Source organism: Streptomyces sp. NPDC001002 (assembly GCF_053599215.1).
In genome coordinates this window covers 11,308-34,254 of record NZ_JBSFLV010000023.1, presented here as the reverse complement: position 1 = coordinate 34,254, position 22,947 = coordinate 11,308, and the positions used below count along the sequence as shown (strand labels likewise).

General features: G+C 70.8%; 16 protein-coding genes. 11 read left to right on the top strand and 5 right to left on the bottom strand.

Translation table 11 applies throughout. The features are described 5' to 3' along the window. Positions 1-49: 49 nt before the first annotated feature. From ACWDR3_RS13375 to ACWDR3_RS13350, 6 genes are read left to right on the top strand one after another with little or no spacing between them, the layout of a single operon-like run. Complete coding sequence (locus tag ACWDR3_RS13375; protein WP_450352616.1) at positions 50-1,336, top strand: ABC transporter substrate-binding protein; 1,287 nt, start codon at positions 50-52, stop codon at positions 1,334-1,336. Further along, positions 1,336-2,292, top strand: coding sequence for a carbohydrate ABC transporter permease (locus tag ACWDR3_RS13370; protein ID WP_450352615.1), 957 nt, complete (start codon positions 1,336-1,338; stop codon positions 2,290-2,292). The genes ACWDR3_RS13375 and ACWDR3_RS13370 overlap by 1 nt, the downstream gene beginning before the upstream one ends. Positions 2,293-2,304: 12 nt before the next feature. Beyond that, entirely contained in the window at positions 2,305-3,141 is an 837-nt protein-coding gene (locus ACWDR3_RS13365) for a carbohydrate ABC transporter permease (protein WP_450352614.1), read from the top strand. After that, positions 3,138-6,062 carry a glycoside hydrolase family 2 TIM barrel-domain containing protein gene (locus ACWDR3_RS13360; RefSeq protein ID WP_450352613.1) on the top strand — a complete coding sequence of 975 codons (2,925 nt, stop codon included), beginning with the start codon at positions 3,138-3,140 and terminating at the stop codon, positions 6,060-6,062. The genes ACWDR3_RS13365 and ACWDR3_RS13360 overlap by 4 nt, the downstream gene beginning before the upstream one ends. A 34-nt stretch (positions 6,063-6,096) precedes the next feature. Next, positions 6,097-7,941 (top strand): LamG-like jellyroll fold domain-containing protein, encoded by a 1,845-nt coding sequence (locus tag ACWDR3_RS13355; protein WP_450352612.1) that lies wholly within the window; start codon positions 6,097-6,099, stop codon positions 7,939-7,941. Between the two features lie 26 nt (positions 7,942-7,967). Further along, positions 7,968-9,644, top strand: coding sequence for a PHP domain-containing protein (locus ACWDR3_RS13350; protein WP_450352611.1), 1,677 nt, complete (start codon positions 7,968-7,970; stop codon positions 9,642-9,644). Between the two features lie 13 nt (positions 9,645-9,657). On the opposite strand, the gene ACWDR3_RS13345 is transcribed toward ACWDR3_RS13350, so the two are convergent. From ACWDR3_RS13345 to ACWDR3_RS13330, 4 genes are read right to left on the bottom strand one after another with little or no spacing between them, the layout of a single operon-like run. Next, complete coding sequence (locus ACWDR3_RS13345) at positions 9,658-10,113, bottom strand: MaoC family dehydratase (RefSeq protein WP_450352610.1); 456 nt, start codon at positions 10,111-10,113, stop codon at positions 9,658-9,660. Positions 10,114-10,127: 14 nt separating this feature from the next. Further along, a complete protein-coding gene (gene menE, locus ACWDR3_RS13340; RefSeq protein ID WP_450352609.1) occupies positions 10,128-11,639 on the bottom strand; it encodes an o-succinylbenzoate--CoA ligase in 1,512 nt (503 codons plus the stop codon). Between the two features lie 10 nt (positions 11,640-11,649). Further along, positions 11,650-12,525, bottom strand: coding sequence for an amidohydrolase family protein (locus ACWDR3_RS13335; RefSeq protein WP_450352608.1), 876 nt, complete (start codon positions 12,523-12,525; stop codon positions 11,650-11,652). A 38-nt stretch (positions 12,526-12,563) separates the two neighbouring features. Then, the gene (locus tag ACWDR3_RS13330) at positions 12,564-13,481 is read right to left on the bottom strand and encodes an SDR family NAD(P)-dependent oxidoreductase (RefSeq protein WP_450352607.1); all 918 of its coding nucleotides are present in this window, start codon (positions 13,479-13,481) and stop codon (positions 12,564-12,566) included. A gap of 242 nt (positions 13,482-13,723) precedes the next feature. Here ACWDR3_RS13330 and ACWDR3_RS13325 point away from each other — a divergent pair, with 242 nt between their 5' ends. The 5 genes from ACWDR3_RS13325 (at position 13,724) to ACWDR3_RS13305 (ending at position 19,460) form a co-directional block, all read left to right on the top strand. Further along, a complete protein-coding gene (locus tag ACWDR3_RS13325) occupies positions 13,724-14,155 on the top strand; it encodes a MarR family winged helix-turn-helix transcriptional regulator (RefSeq protein WP_450352606.1) in 432 nt (143 codons plus the stop codon). Further along, positions 14,152-14,913, top strand: a complete 762-nt coding sequence (locus ACWDR3_RS13320) for an IclR family transcriptional regulator (RefSeq protein ID WP_450352605.1) — start codon at positions 14,152-14,154, stop codon at positions 14,911-14,913. The genes ACWDR3_RS13325 and ACWDR3_RS13320 overlap by 4 nt, the downstream gene beginning before the upstream one ends. Before the next feature lie 369 nt (positions 14,914-15,282). Continuing rightward, positions 15,283-16,485, top strand: a complete 1,203-nt coding sequence (locus tag ACWDR3_RS13315; protein ID WP_450352604.1) for a sensor histidine kinase — start codon at positions 15,283-15,285, stop codon at positions 16,483-16,485. Then, entirely contained in the window at positions 16,482-17,180 is a 699-nt protein-coding gene (locus ACWDR3_RS13310) for a response regulator (RefSeq protein ID WP_450352603.1), read from the top strand. Before ACWDR3_RS13315 ends, ACWDR3_RS13310 begins: the two co-directional genes overlap by 4 nt. 180 nt (positions 17,181-17,360) lie before the next feature. Beyond that, positions 17,361-19,460, top strand: coding sequence for an MMPL family transporter (locus ACWDR3_RS13305; protein ID WP_450352667.1), 2,100 nt, complete (start codon positions 17,361-17,363; stop codon positions 19,458-19,460). Between the two features lie 137 nt (positions 19,461-19,597). Here ACWDR3_RS13305 and ACWDR3_RS13300 read toward each other — a convergent pair whose 3' ends face one another. Then, positions 19,598-22,675, bottom strand: coding sequence for an FAD/NAD(P)-binding protein (locus ACWDR3_RS13300; RefSeq protein ID WP_450352602.1), 3,078 nt, complete (start codon positions 22,673-22,675; stop codon positions 19,598-19,600). Positions 22,676-22,947: the final 272 nt, after the last annotated feature.

The following is a 22,947-nucleotide window of genomic DNA, read 5'->3' as shown; positions in this document are numbered from 1 at the left end:
AAGCCCCTCGTTCGCACGTCCTGAAAAGATCCGAAAGGCGGTGGGAGCTGTGCGGCTCTCACGAAGAGGCCTGCTCCGCGCGGGCCTGGCCGGTACGGCCGCCACGGCGCTCGGCGGCCTGACGTCCGGCTGTGCCGTTCCGACCGGTTCCACCGGCCGGAACATGGTCCTGTGGTACTGGGACGGCGGCCTCGGCGACACGGTCCTGAAGAACGCCAAGGCCCGCTACGACAGCAACGTCGACCTCCAGGCCATCAAGATCGGCGGCTACTACCGGTCCAAGCTGATCACCACGATGGCGGGCAACGCCCATGTCCCCGACATCGCGGGCCTCAAGGGCGAGGACATGGCGTCCTACCTGCCCAACGCCAACCAGTTCGTGGACCTGCGCACACTGGGCGCGGAGAAGTACAAGAGCCAGTACCTGGACTGGAAGTGGGACCAGGGCATCGCCGACGACGGCACGATGGTCGGCTTCCCGATCGACTGCGGTCCGGTCGCGCACTACTACCAGTTCGCCGTCTTCCAGAAGGCCGGCCTGCCGTACGAACCGGACGACGTCTCCAAGGAGTTGAACACCTGGGAGAAGTTCTTCGCGGCCGGCGAGCAGCTGCGGAAGCGGATCCCGGGCACGTCCCTGGTCACCGACGTCAACTCGATCTTCGAGAACGTGGTGCAGCAGGGCAGCAAGCGGTACGTCGACAAGGACCGCCACTTCATCGGCGACCAGCAGCATGTGCGCGACGCCTGGGCGCTGGCCGTGCAGGCCAAGCAGCGCAAGATCGTCTCGGATCTGGTGAGCGGTACGCCGGACCAGTTGTCGGCGGTCCAGGACGGCAAGCTGCCCAGCCAGTTGGGCGCCTCGTGGGCGACGAGCGACCTCAAGACCGGGGTGCCGAAGACCAAGGGCCGCTGGCGAGTGGCGCAGATGCCGGTGCGGCCCTCCAACAACGGCGGTTCGTTCCTGTCGATCACCAAGGAGTGCCGCGAACCCGAGCAGGCGTTCCAGATCATCACGTGGATCCTGAACGCGGCCAACCAGGCACAGGGCTTCGCCGACGCGGGGCTCTTCCCCTCCACCCCCGCCTCGTACGACCTCAAGACGCTCCGTCAGCCCGATCCGTTCTTCGGCGGTCAGGTCACGATGGACGTCTTCGGGCCGGCCGCGCAGGAGATCACGGTCGCCTACAACAGCCCCTTCGACGTGGCGCTGGGGCAGCCCCTCAAGGACGAGATCAAGAACGTCGGTGTCCTCGGCAAGGACCCCAAGAAGGCCTGGAGTGACGCCATGAGCAAGTGCCGGCGGATCGCGAAGCACCTGGGGGTGAGCTACTGATGGCCACCGCACTGGACAAGCCCCCGGTCACCGTCGAGACGGTGACGGCCACCCGCCCGCGTACGGGATTCCGCAAGTACTGGCACCTGTACGCGGCGATCTCCCCCTTCTATCTGCTCTTCCTCTGCTTCGGCCTGATCCCGGTCGGCTTCTCGCTCTACGTCTCCCTGCACCGCTGGGACGGCCTGGGCTCGATGGAGTGGGCGGGCCTGTCGCAGTACCAGTACCTGCTGGGCGACACCGACTTCTGGAACGCGGTCGGGAACACGATCATCATCTGGGCGCTGGCCACCTTCCCCATGATCTTCCTGGCGATGGTGACGGCCGTGATGCTCAACTCGGCGGTCCGCTTCAAGAACGTCTACCGCTTCGCGTACTTCCTGCCGAACGTCACCTCGGTGGTCGCCATCGCGATCATCTTCGGCTCGGTGTTCTCCACCAACTTCGGCCTGGTGAACGCCTTTCTGCAGGCGGTCGGCCTGGACCAGGTGGCCTGGCTGAACACCCCGTGGGGCATCAAGATCGCCATCGCCACGCTGATGACCTGGCAGTGGACCGGCTACAACGCGATCATCTTCCTCGCCGGACTCCAGACCATCCCCAGCGAGCTGTACGAGGCGGCCCGCATGGACGGCGCGGGACCCGTGCAGACCTTCTTCCGGATCACGCTCCCGATGATGCGGCCGGTGCTGCTGTTCGTACTCATCATCTCGACGGTCACGGGTCTGCAGAGCTTCTCCGAACCGCAGGTGCTGCTGCAGACCACGTCCAACGACTCGACGTACGCGGGCGGTCCGGGTCACTCCGGCCAGACGATGGTCCTCTACTTCTTCCAGCAGACCTTCGACAACAACGACTTCGGCTACGGCGCCGCCGTGGCGTGGGGCATCTTCCTCGTCGTCATCATCTTCTCGATCGTCAACTGGCGCCTTGTGCAGCGCCGGGGCGAAGACTAGGGAGGCCGCGCCATGGCATCCATCAAGGGAACCCGCAGCCGCGGAATCGCGCTGCACGCCGTCCTGGTCGTCGGGCTGCTGCTCTCGGCCTTCCCGTTCTACTGGGCCGTCATCATGTCGACCCACACGACGAGCGAGATCTTCTCCTATCCGCCCAAGCTGCTGCCCAGTTCGCACTTCCTGGAGAACGCGCGCAGCCTCTTCGACAACATCGACTTCTTCGGCTCGATGTTCAACTCGCTGCTGGTGGCGGGTTCGGTGACCTTCCTGGTCCTGTTCTTCGACTCGCTGGCCGCGTTCGTCTTCGCCAAGTTCCAGTTCCCGGGCAAGAACGTGCTGTTCGCGCTGCTGATGGTCATCTTCATGGTGCCGGCGCAGCTGTCCGCGATCCCGCAGTTCGTGATCATGGCGAAGCTCGGCTGGATCGGCTCGATGACCGCGCTGATCGTGCCGGCCGCGGCCAACGCGTTCGGCATCTTCTGGATGCGCCAGTACATGAAGACCGCGATCCACGACGAACTCCTCGACGCCTCGCGCATCGACGGCGCCAACTTCCTGCGCCAGTACTGGCACGTGGCCCTGCCCGTGGTCCGCCCCGGCCTGGCCTTCCTCGGCATCTTCACGTTCATGGGTCAGTGGAACGACTACGCCTGGCCCCTGATCGCCCTCACCAACCCGGACAACGTCACCCTCCAGGTCGCGCTGTCCCAGCTCAACGGCACCCACGGCACCACGGACTACGGAATGGTCATGACCGGAGCCCTGCTCGCACTCGTTCCGCTCCTGATCGTCTTCGCGATCGGTGCCCGGCAGATCATCGGGGACCTCGCCAAGGGAGCCATCAAGTGAGGGAGCTGGACCCCCTGTTGGCGCTCCGCCCCTGGGAGGCACCTGAGGTGACCTCCTGGGGGCGGTTGCCCATGAACGCCGTCGACCGCCGCCGCGAGGCGGTCTCCCTCGACGGCGACTGGCGCTTCCAACTGCTGCCGAGTCCGGACGCCTCGCTCACCGAAACCTGGTCGTCGGCGTACGTCCCCGGCGCCTGGACCGTGCAGGACACGGACGACCTCCCCCAATACACCAACGTCCAGATGCCGTTCGCCGAGTTCCCGCCGCACTCCCCCGCGGCCAACCCGACGGGTGTGTACGAGCGTGAGGTGGAGGTGCCCGCCGACTGGGCCGGGCGCCGGATCGTGCTCCAGGTCGGCGCCGCCGAGAGCGTGCTGCTCGTGCACGTGGACGGGCGACCCGTCGGCGTCTCCAAGGACTCCCACCTGGCCGCCGAGTTCGACCTGAGCGATCTCGTCCGCGCCGGCGAGCGGGCCACCGTACGGCTCACCGTGGTCAAGTGGTCCGACGCCTCGCACCTGGAGGACCAGGACCAGTGGTGGCACGCCGGGATCACCCGGTCGGTGCTGCTGTACGCGACGGATCCGCTGCATCTGGCCGACGTGACCGTGCGGGCGTCCTTCGCGGGCGAGTTGCGGGTGGACTGTCTGGTGCGGGACGCGGGCGGGGCGCTGCCCGTGGGCTGGTGGGTGAGCGGTGACCTCGACGGTCAACTCCTCGCGCAGAACGTGGAGTTCGACCGGGCCAACGCCGATGACGACCGCGTCTCGGACTTCCTCGGCGAGGCGCGCATCGACGCGGTCGTGCCCGAGGTGCGCACCTGGAACGCCGAGACGCCCGAGCTGTACGGCCTCACCGTCCGGCTGCACCGCGCCGACGGAACGGTCGCCGACACTTCGTACCACCGCATCGGTTTCCGGGACGTCACGATCGACGGGCGGGACCTGCTGGTCAACGGCGAGCGCGTGTACATCCGGGGCGTGAACCGGCACGACTTCCATCCGCTGACCGGCCGCACGGTGTCGTACGAGGACATGCGCGCGGACCTGGTGCTGCTGAAACGGTTCGGCTTCAACGCGATCCGCACCTCGCACTACCCGAACGACCCGTCCCTGTACGACCTCGCGGACGAGCTGGGGTTCTACGTCGTCGACGAGGCGGACATCGAGTCGCACGACCACGCGCACGAGATCGCCGACGACCCGCGCTATCTGAACGCCTTCGTGGACCGGGTCGCGCGGATGGCGCTGCGCGACAAGAACCATCCGTCGATCATCATCTGGTCGCTGGGCAACGAGTCGGACTACGGCGCCAACCACGACGCGGCGGCGGGCTGGCTGCGCCGGCACGACCCGACCCGGCCCCTCCAGTACGAGGGGGCCGCGAAGCTGGACTGGGCGGCCACCGACGACGCCTCCGACATCGCCTGTCCGATGTACGCGCCGCTGGAGGACTGCGTCGCCCACGCGCTGTCGGGCCTGCAGACCCGGCCGCTCATCCAGTGCGAGTACTCGCACGCCATGGGCAACAGCAACGGCACACTCTCCGACCATTGGGCCGCCATCGAGTCAACTCCCGGTCTTCAGGGCGGGTTCATCTGGGAGTTCTGGGACCACGGAATTCTGCAACGCGTGAGCGACGGAAGACCCACCGGGCGCGCTGGCGCCGGGCTGTACGACAACGGTGTCGCCGCGCCCGGTCACCGCTGGGCGTACGGCGGCGACTTCGGCGAGACCATCCACGACGGCGCGTTCATCGCCGACGGGGTGGTCTTCCCCGACCGCACCCCCAAGCCCATGCTGTTCGAGCACCGGGAGATCGCGGCACCGCTGCGCATCGAGTGCTACCGGCACGAGGGCATCGTGCTGGGCAACCACCAGCACTTCCGGGGCCTGGACTGGCTGTCCGGCACCTGGGAGCTGGTCCTGGCCGACGGCCGTACGCTGACCGTGCCCGCCGTGCTGCCCGCTCTGGTGCCCGGCGAGACGGTCGCCGTGCCGCTGCCCTTCGAGGTGCCGCGGGACGGCGGCGAGGCCTGGCTGACCCTGCGGGTGACCACGGCCGAGGAGCTGCCGTGGGCGCCGGTCGGCACCGAGGTGTGCGCACCTCAGGTGCGGCTGCGCGGGCCCGTCGTGCCCGAGGGCGTGACGGTGGACCGGCCCGTCGAGGTCGACGGCGAGGGGCTGCTGATGCACCCGCTGCTGACGGCCGCGCCGACGTTGTCCCTGTGGCGGGCGCCCACCGACAACGACGAGCTGGGCGGCATGGCGCTGCGCTGGCGGACCTGGGGGCTCGACTCGCTGGTCCGCAAGGTCGTGTCGGTGCGGCAGACCGGGTCGAGCGTGACCGTGCTCGCCGAGTACGCCGGCACCGGCGGTGTCGTACGGCACCGGCAGGAGCTCACCCCGGTCGAGGGCGGCATCCGGATCGACGAGGAAGCCGAGCTGCCCGAGGAGTTCGACGACGTGGCCCGGGTCGGGTCGGTCTTCGAGACGGTGGCGGGACTCGACCTGCTGGAGTGGTTCGGGCAGGGGCCCTGGGAGTCGTACCCCGACCGCTGCGCGGGCGCTCCGGTCGGTCATCACTCCGTCCCCGTCGACGAGTTGTTCACCCCTTACCTGCGTCCGCAGGAGAGCGGCGGCCGGCACGGGGTGCGGCGCTTCACGCTCTCGGCCGCGGACGCCACCGGCCTCGCGGTCGCGCTGGACGAGCCGCGCCAGGTCTCCGTCACGCGCTTCCGCGCCGACGACCTGATCGCCGCCACTCACCACGACGAACTGGCGCCGCGCGCCGGGTGCGTGGTGCACATCGACGCGGCGCACCGCGGTCTGGGCACCGCCTCGTGCGGCCCGGACACCTTCCCCTCGTACCGCATCGCACCGGGCCTCCACCGCTGGAGCTGGACCCTGCGCGTGCTGTGATCCCAGGCTTTCTCACGTCACTTACGGAGCACCCGTGTGTACTTCGCATGACCACAACCAGGACGAGGCCGCCCAGTGCGAGGCCGTCCCGTCCGGGGCCGGCAGACGCGGCTTCCTGCGCGCCACCGCGCTGCTCGGCGCCGCCGCCACGGCCGGGGTCGCGCTGCCGACCGTCGCCGAGGCGGCCGAGAAGAAGAGCGGTTGGCGGCCCGACCCGAACAGCCGGCGCTTCACCCTCGCCGTGATGCCCGACACCCAGTACCTCTTCGACGGACCGAGCATCTACCCGGCGCCGCTGGAAGCCTCGTTGCGCTATCTGCTGGAGCACGGCAAGGACGACAACATCGTCTTCCTGAGCCACCTCGGCGACCTCACCCAGAACGGTGCCGAGGCCGAATTCGACGCCATCGGCGAGACGTTCGAGATCCTGGACCGGCGGGGCGTGGGCTACAGCGTCCTGGCCGGCAACCACGACGTGAACTCCTCGACGGACGACCAGCGCGGCTCGACGCCCTATCTGAACACCTTCGGACCGAAGCGGTTCAAGAACAAGAAGACCTTCGGCGGCGCGTCCGACGACGGCTACAACACGTACCACCTGTTCACGGCCGGCGGGCGCGAGTGGATGGTGCTCGCGCTGGACTGGCGGCTGTCGGCGAAGGGCTACGCCTGGGCGAAGGACGTCCTGGCCCGGCACCCGAAGACCCCGGTCGTCCTCACCACGCACGAGCTGGTCGTCGAGGAGGACACCCTGTCCTCGTACGGGCAGCAGCTGTGGGACCAGTTGGTGAAGGACCACGACCAGATCTTCCTCACCCTCAACGGACACTACTGGCCCGCCGGTCGGGTGGTCCGCGAGAACGCGGCGGGCCACGACGTCCACCTGCATCTGACGAACTATCAGAACCGCTACTTCGGCGGCGCGGCGATGATCCGCCTCTACCACTTCGACCTGGACCGCGACGTCATCGACGTCGAGACGGTCTCCCCGTGGATCCTCGGCCGGGCCGCGAAGGGCCTCAACGAGCTGGAGCGGCAGGAGATGGAGCTGAGCGGTGACGGCGACCGCTTCTCCGTCGACATCGACTTCACCGAGCGCTTCGCCGGCTTCGACCCGGTGCCGGTGCGCCCGGCCCGGCCCGCCTCGCGGATGCTGATCCCGGGCACGGTGGCGTACTGGCGCTTCGACGGACCCGTCTCCGGCACCGTCCGTGACCTGACCGGTCGCGGCAACGACCTCACCACGGTCTCGGTGGGCGGCGGCACGCTGGGCTGGTCGGCGACGCACCACCCCGACCAACCCGGCCACGGCAGCCTGGAGTTCAGCGGCTTCAAGTCCCCGCTGAAGGGGGCGTATCTGAAGACGGTCGACCAGGCGCCGCTCAACTCGGCGACTTTCCGGAGCGGTTACACCATCGAGGCGTTCTACTGGCTGCCCGCGGACTGGGACGCCTCGCACAACGCCTGGTCCGGGCTGGTCAGCCGGACCGGCACGGGCGGCGCGGCCGGCAAGACCGCGGACGACCCCGACGAGCCGCTGGCCACGCTCTCGATCTCGGACGGACCGGGACCGCAGTGGGCCGTCCGCCCGCTCAACCAGGAGGGCATCGCCACCAACTGGGGCGACGAGACCGCCCGCGAGACCTGGTGGCACCTCGCCGTCGTCAACGACGGCCGGCACACCACGCTGTACGTCCAGGGCTGCCCGGTGGCCCGCAATCCGCACGCGGCCGCGATCGGACTCACCTCCGTCGGCCTGCCGTGGCTGCTCGGCGGTTACGAGTACGGCGGGAAGATCGACCAGATCCTGCACGGCCGCCTCGGCGATGTGCGGATCGTCTCGCGGGCGCTGCCCGTCACGTCCTTCATGACCCACTGACGCCCTCGAAGAGGACCTTCCAGATCATGACCGAGCAGCAGCTGCCCGAATGGGCCGACCCCTCCGTCTCTCCCGCCGCCCTGGACGCCCAGGGCTCCTCGCGACGCCAACTCCTGCGCAACGCGGGCCTGTTCGGCGCCGCGTTCGCCCTCGGCTCGGCCGCGACGCCCGCGCTCGCGGCCGACCGCACCGACCGCGGCGGCTACGGCGGCAATGACCCGCGCCTGGCCTACCTGGTCGGCGACCACCATGTGCACTCCGTCTACAGCCACGACGCGAAGTACACGTTCTCCCAGCAGGCGAAGGCCGCCGCCAAGTACGGCCTGGACTGGATGGTGTTCAACGAGCACTCCAACTTCGGGCACGCCAACTACGGCGCCGCGCTGGAGCACAAGGAGATCCTCAAGGCCCGCGCGCAGAACCCGCGTCAGCTGATCTTCCAGGGCCTGGAGTGGTACATCCCGGCCGCCGAGCACTGCACGGTGTTCGCCGCACCGGGCCGGCACGAGGTGGACCTGCTCACGCAGTTCGAGCTGGCCTACGACGGCAAGCTGCTGGGCTACACCGAGGGCGCGGCCGGCGCGACCGACACCGCCCGCAACGAGGCACACGCCGTCAAGGCCATCAAGTGGCTGGCCGAGCAGCGTCGTTCGGGCTACGTCGACGACGTCCTGGTCCTCGCCAACCACCCGCTGCGGCTGGGCATCGACTCCCCGCACGAGATCCGCAACTGGCGTGACGCGGCCCCCGAGGTCATGATCGGCATGGAGGGCGCGCCCGGCGCCCAGGGCGCGGCGATCCCCGGCTGGCGCGGCGCCACCTCGATCCGCGGCGAGTACGAGAACAAGCCCTCCGCGCAGTCCTGGGCGGGCTACCCGGCCGACGCCTACCTCACCTACGGCGGCTTCGACTGGGCGACCGCGACCGTCGGCGGACTGTGGGACTCGATGCTGGCCGAGGGCAAGCTGTTCTCGATCAGCACCAACTCCGACAACCACCGCACGGTCTTCGACACGTGGAAGAACGGCGACTGGCCGGCCGGGCAGAACTTCGACAACACCGGCAGGCTGCCCGACCCGGTGAACACCGACACCCCGCAGCCCGGCAGCGACTTCTGGCCCGGCGAGTTCAGCCGCACCCACGTGGGCGTCACCCGCTACGGCTACACCGCGGTGATGGCGGGCCTGCGCGCGGGCCGGGTCTGGCTGGACCACGGCCATCTCCTGGACGGGCTCGACGTGCGGGTCAAGCGGGACTGCGACTCCGGCCGCGGTGTCACCCTCGGCGGCCGACTGCGCGTGCGCAGGGGCGAGAAGATCACGCTGTACGTGACGGTGACGAGCGCCTCCCGGGCCAACCCCCAGGGAATCCTGCCCGAGTTGGCGCACGTCGACGTCATCCGGGGCGCGGTGCGCGGCAAGGTGAGCGACCGGGACAGCTGGAAGGCGCCGGACACCAAGGTCGTGCACTCGAAGGACGTGTCGGGCCGCAAGGGGACGTACACCCTGCGCATCCCGCTCACGGCCGGGGACGAGTCCTTCTACGTCCGACTGCGCGGGAGCGACGGCAACCGGCACGGGGCCGGTTACCTCGGCGCCTCCGTCGACCCGCACGGGCCGATCACGCACGAGCCGGGCAACGGTGACCCGTGGGCGGACACGTGGTTCTACTCCAACCCGGTCTTCGTGGACGTGAGCAGGTAGAAGGCAGCGGGGATCAGGCGTAGAACCTGGACAGGCTCTGCAGGACGGCGGCGGGCTTCCCGCCGCCGTCGATCTCTATGGTGCCGTCGACGGTGATCTGCACCCCACCCGGCACTTCCTCGACCGACGCCAGCTTTCCGATCAGGCGGATGCGCGAGCCGACCGTCACGGGTGAGGGGAAACGCACCTTGTTCAGGCCGTAGTTGACCTTTGTGGTGACGCCCTGGACGTCCAACAGCTCGGTGAACAAAGGGATGAAGAGGGAGAGGGTGAGGTAGCCGTGCGCGATGGGCGCGCCGAAGGGGCCCTGCGCCGCCCGCTCCGGGTCGACGTGGATCCACTGGTGGTCGCCCGTGGCGTCGGCGAAGGTGTCGATCCGCTCCTGGGTGACCTCGATCCACTCGCTGGTGCCGAGGTCGCTGCCGGCGAGCTTCTTGAGTTCGTCGAGGCCGTTGACGGTGATGCTCATAAGTAGCGTGTTCCTTACGGGAGTTGTCGGTCGCCGAAGCGCTTGCGCACCCGGGACTTGAGGAGCTTGCCGGAGGCGGTGCGCGGGAGTTCGTCCGCGAGCACGACCGACTTCGGGATCTTGTACTTGGCGAGCCGCCCGGACAGCGAGGCGAGCACCTCGTCGGGGTCGAGCGAGGCGCCTTCCCTGGGCACAATCACGGCCCGCGGCACCTCGCCCCACTTCTCGTCCGGCACGCCGATGACCGCGCACTCGACGATGTCGGGGTGGCCGAGGAGCAGGTCCTCGATCTCGGCGGGGTAGATGTTCTCGCCGCCGGAGATGATCATGTCCTTGATGCGGTCGACGATATGGACGTACCCGTCCTCGTCGACCCGGGCCGCGTCCCCGCTGCGGAACCAGCCGTCCGTGAAGGAGGCGGCCGTCTCCTCGGGCAGTCCCCAGTAGCCGGGCATGACGTGCGGCCCGCGGACCACCACCTCGCCGGTCTCGCCGATGTCGACGGGGACCATGTCGGGGCGGACCACGCGCACATCGCTGAAGAAGTGCGGCACGCCGGCCGAACCCGCCTTGCTCACCGCGTGTTCGGCGTCCAGGAACAGCGCGCCGGGGGACGCCTCCGTCATGCCGTAGCCCTGCAGGAAGGTCAGTCCGCGTTCCTGGTAGGCGGCGATCAGCGGGGTCGACACCGGGGAGCCGCCGCAGGTCAGGATGCGCAGGGAGGAGAGGTCGGCGGCGGGCCAGCCCGGGTGTCTGGCCACTTGGTCGAACATCGTCGGCACCCCGAACATGAAGGTGATCCGGTGCCGTTGGATCAGTTCGAGGGTCCGGCCCGGGTCGAAGGCCTCGACCAGGACACAGGTGCCGCCCTTGAGCAGGACCGGGAGCGTCAGCATGTTCAGACCCGCCGTGTGGAACAACGGGGCCGAGACCAGGGCGCGTTCGTCGGCGATCAGGTCGGTGTCGACGAGGACGTTGAGCGCGTTCCAGGTGAGGTTGCCGTGGGTGAGCATCGCGCCCTTGGGGCGGCCGGTCGTGCCCGAGGTGTACATGATGACGCAGGTGTCGTCGGGGATGACGGGTTCGTCGATCGGGTCGACCGCGGCGGAGGTCAGCAACTCCTCGTATTCGGCGCCGACTTCGACGTAGGTCCGGACGTCGGTGCTGCCCGGAAGTCCGGCGACGAGACCGGTGTGCGAGGGGCCGTGGACGAGGGCCTTGGCGCCGGAGTCGGCGAGCTGGTAGGCGATCTCGGGCCCGGTCAGCCGGGTGTTGAGGGGGACGAAGACCGCGCCGAGCGTGCCGGCCGCGAACAACGTCTCCAGGTAGGAGGGGTGATTGGGGCCGAGGTAGGCAACGCGATCGCCGCGCCGGATGCCACGGGCGCGCAGGGCGTGGGCGAGGCGGGTGCTTCGTTCGTACAGCTCTGCGTACGTGAGCGTGGTGGTGCCGTGGATCAGGGCGGTGCGGTGCGGGGTCTTGCGGGCCCGGCGTGCGGGCCACGACCCCAGTCCCTCGTTGCGCATGTCCGGCCCCTTACGGTGTGGTCAGCCCGAGCAGTCGGGCGGCGTTCTCCTTGAGGATCTTCGGTCTGACCTCGTCCTTGATCGGCAGCTTCTCGAAGTCGGCGAGCCAGCGGTCCGGGGTGAGGACGGGGAAGTCGGAGCCGAAGAGGACCTTGTCCTTGAGCAGCGTGTTCGCGTACTGCACGAGCTGCGGCGGGAAGTACTTCGGCGACCAGCCCGACAGGTCGATGTGCACACCCGGCTTGTGCGTGGCGACGGCGAGGGCCTCGTCCTGCCAGGGGAAGGACGGGTGCGCCAGGATGATCTTGAGGTGCGGGAAGTCGACGGCGACGTCGTCGACGTGCAGGGGATTGGAGTACTTGAGGCGGATCCCGCCGCCTCCCGGCACCCCCGCACCGATGCCCGTCTGCCCGGTGTGGAAGAGGGCGATCGTGCCGGTCTCCTCGATCACCTCGTACAACTCGTACGCCACCGCCCGGTCGTTGGGGAAGAAGCCCTGGATGTTGGGGTGGAACTTGAAGCCCTTGACCCCGTACTCCTCGACCAGCCGCCGGGCCTGCTTCACGCCCGCCCTACCCCGGAACGGGTCGATGGACGCGAAGGGGATGAGCACGTCCGCGTTGGCCGCGGCGGCCTCGGCGACCTCCTCGTTCGGGACGGGCGCGGTGCCGGTCGCGGACTCGGAGTCCACGGTGAAGATCACGGCGGCCATCCCGCGCTCGCGGTAGTGGGCGGCCGTCTCCTCCAGGGTGGGCTTCCGGTTGCCCTCGACCTTGAAGTAGGCGGAGGAGGCGTCGTGCAGGTCGTCGTCGAGGGAGGCGTGGCCCTTGGAGGAGACCTCGGCGTGGGTGTGCACGTCGATCGCGACCAGTTCGTCGACGTTCATCGAGGAAGTCGAGGGCGTCGAGGGAGCCGAGGGTGACATCACGCCTCCGGGAACTTGGGCGCCGGGATGCCGACCGACTGGAGCTCGGCGCCGACCGAGGTGGGGAAGGCGTCGGCGAGGGTGTCGGGGGTCCAGCCGCCGTCGGCGTACGCCGTCCTGATCTCCTGCGGATGGGACCAGAGTGCCACCTTGTCGCCGCCGATGCCGATGGCCTGGCCGGTCACTCCGCGTGCCTGCTCGGAGGCGAGGAAGGGGACCAGGGCCGCGCAGTCCTCGGGGGTGCCGAAGCCCTCGCCCTTGCGCAGGAAGTCGGGCAGCGGCTCGCCGTTCTTCATGGCCTCGACGTACGGGGCGAAGGCGGGGATCGTCTCGGTCATCGCGGTCGCGGCGACCGGCACGATCGCGTTGACCGTGATGCCCGCGCGGCCCAGCTCCATCGACCAGGTACGGGCCATGGCGGCGATGCCTGCCTTGGCGGCGGCGTAGTTCGTCTGCCCGAAGTTGCCGCGCTGTCCTGCCGGGGAGCCCACGAGGATCAGCGTGCCGCCCTCGCCCTGCTCGCGCATGCGGACGGCGGCGGCGCGGGCGCAGGTGAAGGTGCCCTTGAGGTGGGTGGTGAGCACCGCGTCGAAGTCGTCGTCGGTCATCTTCCACAGCACCTTGTCGCGCAGGATGCCCGCGTTGGTGACCAGCACGTCCAGCCGGCCGAACTCGGTCACCGCCCGGTTCACCAGTCGCTCCGCGGCCTCGGTGGTGCCGACCGGGACGACCTCGGCGACGGCCGTGCCGCCCGCCTCGACGATGGACTTCACGGCCTGCTCGGCCACCGCCTCGTCGACGTCGTTGACCACCACGGAGGCCCCATGGGCGGCCAGGGCGTGGGCATAGGCGAGGCCGAGGCCCCGGCCGCTTCCGGTGACGACGGCGACCTTGCCGGTGAGATCGATGCTGGGCACGGGTGGGTCCCTTCACGAGCTGATGCGGGTGGTGCGGCTTCGAGGCGCGCGGCCGTCGCTGCGAGACGCGTTGCTGCGGCTTCGAGATCGAAGCTAAGAGCAATAATTGTTGACGTCAATAGTTGTTGATTACTCAAGGGTGCGGGATGCTGGAGTTCTGACCACGTACCGAGCCGCACCGGGAGCCCGCCATCGCACGCCAGCACGTCACCCCGAACCCCATCGACGCGGACGAGCCGTGGATGCGCGGGCTGCACGCGGACACGGGCTATCTGCTGTACCGCCTGGGCCTACGCGCCGGTCAGCTGTTCAACACGTTCCTCCAGGAGTCGGGGCTGCGCCTGCGCCACTACGCGGTGCTGCGCTTCCTCGCCACGTCCGAGGGCGCCCTGCAGCGCGAGCTGAGCTCCCGGCTCGGTTACGACCCGAGCGCGATCGTCGGCCTGGTCGACGACCTGGAGAAGCAGGGCTTCGCCGAGCGCCGGCCCTCCCCCGACGACCGGCGCAGCCGGATCGTCGTCCTGACCGAGGACGGCCGCGCCTTCCTGCGGGACACGGACGAGGCGGGCCTGCGCGTGACGAACGACCTGCTGGGCCCGCTCGGTGCGGCCGAGCGCGAGACGCTGCACGCGCTGCTGCTGCGGCTGACCGAGGAGGGCTTCGGCTCGCCATGAGCGATGCCCGCTCCGCGCCCGACCGGCTGCTCGCCGTGCTCGCCGCCTTCGACCACGAGCACCCCGGCCTGTGTCTGACCGACATCAGTCGCCGGGCCGGTCTCACCCTCACCACCGCGCACCGGTTGGTGGCCGCGCTGACCGAGTGGGGCGCGCTGGAGCGGGACGAGGAGGGCGTCTACCACGTCGGGCTGCGGCTGTGGGAGATCTCGGCGCTGGCCCCGCGCGGGCTCGCGCTGCGCCAGGTCGCCCTGCCGTATCTGGAGGACCTGTACGAAGCGACGCACGAGAACGTGCAGTTGGCGGTCCGGGACGGCGGCGAGGTCGTCTACACCGAGTGGCTGTCGGGGCGTTCGGCGGTGGGCGTGCACATCAGGGTCGGGGCGCGCTGGCCGCTGCACGCCACCGGGGTCGGCCTCGCGCTGCTGGCGCACGGGGAGGCGGAGTTCCAGGAGGAGTACTGCGCGGGGCCGCTCGCCTCGTTCACGCCGTACACCGTCACCGATCCGGGACGGCTGCGCCGGCTGCTGGCCGAGGTGCGGCGGACCGGGATCGCGGTGAGCAGCCGGCAGGTGACGTCCGACGCCCTCTCGGTGGCCGCACCGGTGCGGGGGCCGGGCGGTTCGGTGGTCGCGGCCGTGTCGGTGGTGGTGCCCGAAGTCGAGGCCCAGGTACCGGTGTTGGGGCCCGCGGTGCGGCTGGCGGCGCGCGGAATTTCGCGGGCGCTGGGATGGCGGCCGGAGCGGAAGGAGACGTGAACTCCCGCGGCCCGGTGAGGTGGACGCCGTCCGCTAGGGGCTGTCGTTTGGATCAGGTCGGCTGTGAGGGCTCGGTGCTTCTTGGCCGAGCCGAGCGGGGTCTGGTGCGTGCAGCTGCAAGGCGGAGGAGACGTTGACATCAGCCGCTGCCGCGGCGGGCGACGCGATGGGGGTCCCCCCGCGCGAGCGAAGCCGAGCGTGGGGGAGTCGGCGACTGACGACAACGCCGCAGATGTGCGTGCCAGACCCCGCGACGCCGGACTGATCCAGACGACAGTCCCTAGGGCGCCGGATATCCCTCTCACCGGTGAGGACCGGGCCACCCTGACCTCGTGATACTGGAACGGCCCTTGCCCCGAGGAGCCGCCCATGTCCCCGCAGTCCTCCGTCGCGCACTCCTGGTACGCGCGCCTCAACACCCGCCTGCGCAGCGCGAATCCCTACGTCGTCGACACCGCGCTCGCCGCCCTCGTGCTGTTCGCCGTCTCGCTCCAGTGGCTCTTCCCCGACGAGGGCGACGACCGCCTGACCTGGCAGGGCTGGCTGCTGGGCGCCGCCACGGCGGTGCCGCTGGTGTGGCGGCGCAGAGCGCCGTTCGGCACCGCGTGCGCCGTGTCGGTCACGTCACCCGCGATGGCGATCTACCACGCGCCACCGCCGGACGTTGTCTACGGCGGACTGGTGGTCCTCTACACGATGGGCGCCCAGGGCCGGCCCTGGCAGCGGCGCGTGATGCTGGTCGGCTGGATCGTCGGGGTCACGCTGACCATGCAGCACAAGGAGGGCGCCCGGCCCTTCGAGTACGCGTTCCATCTGATGACCATCGTCTGCGCCTACGCGCTCGGGGTGCTCACCCGCGTCCAGCGCGCCTACACCGCGGAGTTGGAGGACCGGGCGCGCCGCCTGGAGCGGGAACGCGCCGCGGACACCGCGCGGGCGACGGCACAGGAACGCGCCCGGATCGCCCGGGACATGCACGACATCCTGGCGCACGCGGTGAGCCTGATGGTGGTGCAGGCGGAGGCGGGACCGGTCGTCGTGCGCAGTGATCCGGCGCGCGCGGAGGCCGCGTTCGAGGCGATCGCGGGGGCCGGGCGGGACGCGATGGGGCAGCTGCGGCGGATCCTCGGAGTCCTCAAGGAGGAGCAGAGACAAGGGACTTCACCGCAGCCGGGGGTGACCACGCTGCCCGACCTGCTGCGCCAGGTCGGTGATTCCACGGGCCTGACCGTCGAGTTGCGCACCACGGGCGAACCGCGCCCGCTGCCCCCGGACACTGGGATCGCCGTCTACCGGGTGGTCCAGGAAGCCCTGACCAACACCATGAAGCATGCGTACGCTTCCTCCGCGACGGTCCGACTCGACTGGACGGAACGGGAGTTGACGGTGACGGTGACGGACGACGGCCGAGGTCCGTCGGCTCCCGGCGACGGCGGCCACGGGCTGATCGGCATCCGGGAGCGGGCGGCGGCCTGCGGGGGCTCCGCCGAGGCGGGGCGCGGGCCGGACGGGGGCTTCCGGGTCGTCGTACGCCTGCCGGTGGCCGCCGACCGGCAGGCGGCGCTGGGGTGAGCATCCGCGTGGTCGTCGCCGACGACCAGGAACTGGTGCGCAGCGGCTTCACCATGATCCTGGAGGCGCAGCGGGACATCGAGGTGGTCGCCGAGGCCGGGGACGGCGAGGAGGCGGTCGCCGCTGTGCGTCGGCACGCGCCCGACGTGCTGCTCCTCGACATCCGGATGCCGGTGATGGACGGCCTTGAAGCGGCGCGGCGGGTGTGCGCGCAGTCGAGCTGCAAGGTCGTCATGCTGACCACGTTCGACCTGGACGAGTACGTGTACGAGGCCCTGTACGCGGGCGCCAGCGGCTTTCTGCTCAAGGACGTCCGCCGCGACGACCTCGTGCACGCCGTGCGGGTCGTCGCCGCCGGCGACTCGCTCCTCGCCCCGACGGTCACCCGGCGCCTGGTCGCGGACATCGTGCGGCGCCGCCGCGAGGAGGCCACCGCCTCGGTCACCCCGCAACGCCTCGACGTCCTCACTGCCCGCGAGACGGAGACCCTGCGGCTGCTGGCCCGCGGGCTGTCCAACGCCGAGATCGCCACGACCTTCTTCGTCAGCGAGCACACCGTGAAGACCCATGTCAGCAATGTGCTCAGCAAGTTGGGGCTCAGGGACCGGGTGCAGGCGGTGATCTGCGCGTACGAGACGGGGTTGGTCGTGGCGGGCGCGACCGGGACGGACGGGCCGTCGGAGGAGGGCAGTTGACGGAGGAGGGCAGTTGACGGAGGGGCCGGTTCCTCCCGCTGGGGAGTGAGTCCCGGCCCCCTCTCCCCCGTACGACGGAGTCCCGGAAACCGCTCCCTCCGGCGATCCGGTGGCACCCCCTCCCGCACGAGCCTGTGGGTCATGTCCATCGATGCCTCGCACACCTCGCAGGGAGGGACCGTGCTCTCCGCACTCGCCCGGACGGCCACCCGTCGTCCGCTCACCGTGATCCTGTTCTGGGTGCTCTTCCTGTTGCTCGGCTTCGGCCTGGGAACGGGCGTCTTCGCGCGACTCTCCGACAACGTGCCCGAGGTACCCGGCACCGAGTCCGAGCACGCCGCGCAGTACCTGGACCGCACCGACCCGACCGGCGAGTCGATCACCGCCGTCGTCGAGGGCGTCGCGGTCACCGACCCCGGCCTGCGCGACCAGGTCGAGCGGGCCGTCGCCGACGTGCGCGACATCGCCGGGGTCGCCGCCGTGCCGGACCCGTACACGACCCGCGGCCTGACCTCGCAGGACGGGCAGGCCCTGCTCATCCCGGTCACCCTCACCGGCGGTCTCGACGACGACGCCGAGGAACGGGCTGTGGACGCGGCGGCCGACCGGATCAAGGAGATCGACGCGCCCGAAGTCCACGTCAGCGGCGGCCCGTTGCTGGGCACGCAGATCGGCGAGCGAGCCCAAGAAGACGTCCGGAACGCCGAGTTGATCTCCCTGCCGGTCGTACTGGCCCTGCTCCTCGTCGTGTTCGGCGGACTGCGCGCGGCCGCGCTGCCCCTGGTGATCGCGGTCAGCGGGATCGCGGGCGCGTTCCTCGCGCTGTTCGGCTTCAGCCAGGTCACCGACATCTCCGTGTACGCGATCCAGGTGACGACGATGCTGGGGCTCGGACTCGCCGTGGACTACGCCCTGTTGATGCTGGTCCGATTCCGCGAGGAACGCCGGCACACGGACGACGTCGTGGAGGCCGTGCATCGTACGGTCGCCGCGGCCGGGCGGACCGTGCTGTTCTCCGGGGTCACGGTGGCCGTCAGCCTGACCGGGCTGCTGGTCTTCCCGAGCGTCTTCCTGCGCAGCATGGGCCTGGCCGTGGCCGCCGTGGTGGTCATCGACATGCTGGCCGCTCTGACCCTGCTGCCGGCGCTCCTCGCCAGGTTCGGCGGGAAGATCCCGCCGGCCAAGATCCGTCCGGACGGCGAGGAGGGCCGCGTCTTCGCCCGCCTGGCCCGCTTCTCGGCCCGCCACCGCGTCGCCGTGGTCGCCGTCGTCGTACCCCTCCTGCTCGTCCTGGCGCTGCCCGCCACCGGCATGAAGATCCAGCTCGGTGACGCCACCCAGCTCCCGAAGAGCACCGAGGCACGGCAGTTGTACGACACGGTCGACGCGCACTTCCCGCCGGGCACCGGTGTCTCCCCGGTCACCGTCGTCCTGAAGCCGGGCACCGACACGGCGACCGCCGACCGTATCCGGGCCCTCTCGCCGACGGCCGAGACCCGCCAACTGCCCGGCGGCACAAGCGTGGTGGAGATCCAGCCGTCCGGCAGCGTGGACGGCAAGGCGGCCACCGACCTGGTCGAGCGGGTCCGGGACGTACGCGGTGACGCACCGGTCCAGGTGACCGGACCCGCGGCCCGGCTGGTCGACTTCCGCGCGATGCTCTCCGACCGGGCGCCCTGGGCGGCGGTGACCGTGCTCGTCGGCATCTTCGCCCTGCTGTTCGCCTTCACCGGCTCGGTGCTGATCCCGCTGCGCACGATCCTGACCACGCTGCTCAGTCTGGGCGCGGCGCTCGGGGCGGTGGTCTGGGTCTTTCAGGACGGGCATCTCGCCGGAGCGCTGGGAGCACAGGGCCTGGGCGCGCTGAGCCTGACCGCACCCCCGCTGATCATCGCGATCGCGTTCGGACTCGCCATGGACTACGAGCTGTTCATCCTGTCCCGGATGCGCGAGGCCCGGGCGCGGACGCACGACGACCAGGAGGCCGTGGTGACCGGTCTGCGCCGCTCCGGCCGCGTGGTCACCTGCGCGGCGCTTCTCCTCGCCGTGGTCTTCGGCGCCTTCATGACCGGTGGCTTCTCCCCCATCCTGCAGATCGGCCTCGGCCTCACCCTCGCCGTCCTGATCGACGCGACGGTCGTCCGGATGCTCCTCGTCCCGGCGACGATGGCCCTGCTCGGCCGCCGCGCCTGGTGGGCACCGAGGCCACTGCGCCGGGTGCACGACCGGTTCGGGCTGCGTGAAGAGGCGCCGGAGCAGCGGGAGTTGACCCACAGCTGATCCGGCAGCGGCTGACTGCCGGGTTCACCGGAGCCGCGGTCCGTCCTCCCACGGGGGTGGAGAACGGACCGCGGCTCGACGTACTGGGGACACCGATCACACGAACACCGCAGCCGAGCAAGACAGCTGACGGAGGCTCACATCCCCACCCCCGCAAGCCCCTCCCGCATCCGCCGGTCCCGCGGTGCCTCCTTCCGGTCCAGCCGCGCGTCCAGCAGCCGCCGAGCCGCCTCGCACCGGCCCGCCGCCACCAGGGCGTAGAGCAACGTCTCCTCCACGACCTCCCGTTGGGCCGAACTGCCGCCCACCCGGCGCAGGACCGGGAGCAGGGCGTCCAGGCCCCGGGCGGCCTCCTGGAAGCGTTCCTCGACGAGCGCGGCGAACGCCTCGCACAGCGGGACGATCACCTCGCGCTGAACCGGGTCGGCACCGACGGCATGGTCGCGCAGCCGCCGCAGGGCCGGCAGGTCACCCGCGGCGGCCAGCGCGACGGCCGCGTGCAGGGCGGTGAAAGCGGTCGCGGGCCGTTCCAGGACCTCGTGGGTCACCGACTCCAGGACGTCCGAAGTGGGCAGCTCGCCGGGCCAGTTGTCGCTCAGGCGGGCCCGCCACAGCAGCGACCCCGAGTCGACAAGCGCCCGCACCCCGGTCACCACCCGCCCCGGCGCGAGCTGGGCGAACCAGCGTCGGCGCACGGCGTCCGGGTCGTCGAGGGCGAGTTCGTGCAGCGCGATGTGCCAGGAGAAGTGCGCCCGGTGCACCGCGCCCCGCCCCTGTCCGGCGACCCAGCCGTCCAGCCAGTCGCGGCCCGCCTCGTGCGCGCCGGACTCGTAGTGGACGTGGGCGAGCGCGTGCACGGCGTGTCCGGAGGCGGGCTCGGCGGCCAGCGCGCGGTGGGCGAGTTCGCCGGCCTCGGGCAACCGCCCCTGCTCCTGGCGCAGGAAGGCCAGCAGCGAGGTGTGGAACCAGTGGCCGTCGTACGCGGCGGAGGTCGCCTCGACGAGGCGCAGCGCCCTGTCGTCGTCGAGGTCGGTCACGCCGGAGAAGGCGATGGTGGGCACGGCGACCGCCAGGGCGAGCGCGTCGGCGGGGTGTGCGTCGAGGTGTCGTACGAGTGCCGCGTCCCCATCGTCGCCGTGCACCCGGCGCGTCACCACGTCCACGAAGGACCGCTCCCGTTCGTCGGCCCGCTCGCGCGCGCTGCGCTGCGCCTCGGCCAGCGCCTGGGGTACGTCGACGGCGGCACCGCACTCGTGGCCGAGCAGGGCGAGGGCCGCGTGGCCCAGCGCGAAGCCGGGGTCGAGGGCGACCGCGCGGGCGAAGGCGTCCTCGGCGCCCGCCCGGACCTTGAGGACCCGGTCCAGTCCTGTGCGGTAGGCGGCGGCCGACTCGGCGTGGGTGGAGAGGGGGAGGTCGTGTCCGTCGACCGGACGGCGGGCCGGACGCCGGCTCGACCGGTGCCCCGGGGTGAGCAACTGCCTTGCCAGGGCTGCCGCTTGGACCCTGATCTCGGGGATCGCGGTGGTCTCCCACAGTTCGCCGCGGCGCGGGGCGCCCAGCGTGAACAGCGGCCGGTCGGCACGCCCTTCGGCGTCGAGCAGCCGTCCGTCGACCGTGGCCACGCCCATGCCGAGCGGCCCGGCGACGGCAGTGCCGGCCGCGAACAGGGAGCGCCACAGCGGATCGTCGAAGCGGCGGCCGGGTCCCGTGCAGTCGATCACCCAACCGACGCGCAGGGTACGGCCGTTGGAGAGGGTGACCGTGAGCGCGCCGCCGTGTTCGACGGCGTCCGTGACCGCGCCCGTGTGGACGGTGAGCCGGCGGGCCGTGCGGGCCCGGGAGACGGACTCGGCGGTGGCCGGGGCCATGCGGTGGCGGTGGGTGTTCCACAAGGATCCCTCGTGGGCGAGGAACTCGGCGCGGTCCTCGGGGGTGAGGCTGTGCCACAGGCGCGCGGTGTGCGGGCGCAGGCTGTCGAGGGCGGGTCGCCAGTCGCCGTGGGTGCGCACGGAACGGCTGATGTGCCGGTAGACGGCCCGGCGCAGCCGCCCGAGCGAGGTGTCGTCGAGGCCGTCCGGCGGCGCCATCGGCCCGGCCGGGGTGAGCGCGTGCGGCTGGGGCAGCAGCCCGCTGCGAGAGAGAGCGTGCACCGTGCGTCCGGGGCGGTCCAGGGCGAGGGCGAGGTCCACGGCGGTGAGGCCGGTACCGACGAGGAGGACGTCGTCGGTGTCGCTCCGGGGCCCATCCGAGGCAACCTCGGCGGTGTCCCTCCTCGGCCCGCCCAGGGCGCCGTCAGCGATGCCGTTCCGCGAACCATCCAAGACACCGTCTGCCGTGTCGCTCCGAGGCCCGCCCAAAGGGACATCGGCGGTGCCACTCCGCGACCCACCCAAGGAGACGTCGGCTGTGTCCCTCCGCAGCCCACCCAGGGCAATGTCGACTGTGTCCCTTCGCGGCCCGCCCAAGGCGTCGTCGGCAATGCCGTTCCGAGGCCCGCCCAGGGAGACGTCAGCGATGCCGCTCCGCTGCCCATCCGAGGCGCCGTCGGCGATGTCCCTCCGCGACCCACCCAAGGCATCGCCCGCGATACCGCTCCGCGCCCCACCCAAAGCCCCGCCCGCCGGGTCGGCCAGCGGCCCGTCGAGGGCGCCCGTGGCCCACGGCTCCGCGACGAAGCGGGCCGAGGCGCGCAGCGCAGGAGGCGCCCAGCCTGCGGACGGGGCGGCGGGCCCTGTGGCCAGGACGGCGCTGTGCGCGGTGAGGTGTCCCCCGTCGGCGAGGTGGAGGTCCACCCGGCCGTCGGGGGTGCCGGTACAGCTCTCGGCGCGGGTGCGCAGCCGGCGTACCACTACCGTCCCTTGGGCCCGGACGATCGCCTGCGCCAAGGTGTCGGCGAGGTAGGCGCCGTACCGGTAGCGCGTGGCGAAGTCGGCGGCGGTGACGGACGGTTCGCCGTGGCGGCAGAGCCAACGGGTGAAGTGGCCCGGGTCGTCGGGGTAGCAACTCATGTTGCCCGCAGGCACGTTGAGGCGGTGGCGTGGATCGCGCGTGGCGTACGCCGTGCCGCGGCCGGCTTCCGGGGCCGGATCGAGGAGGACGAGGTCGAGCGGTGTCCGACGGCGCGTAGCGCTCTCGCAGAGCTGGACGGCGGTGAGGGTGCCCGCCGCGCCCGCTCCGACGATGGCCACGGTGTGTCGCTCGCGGACTTCGGTCACGAAAACCTCCGGCTGTGATCGGCGGCGGAGCCGCGGGAAGCGGAACTCCGCCTTCGGTCGTTCCTCGCTTTCGCACTATTCCGACCGGGAAGGTGGGGAAGCCATGCCGGAGCGGGGATCTCACCGGATACTCAGGGCCCGGTCGGGCCGTTCATACTCTGTTCACAAACCAGGGCACCCCCACAACCGTGGTTTCAGGCCTTCTCTCACCCTGTCCTCACAGGAATCTCAGGGAGCGGCCCGGGGATTCAAAGGATCAACCCATGTCCGCG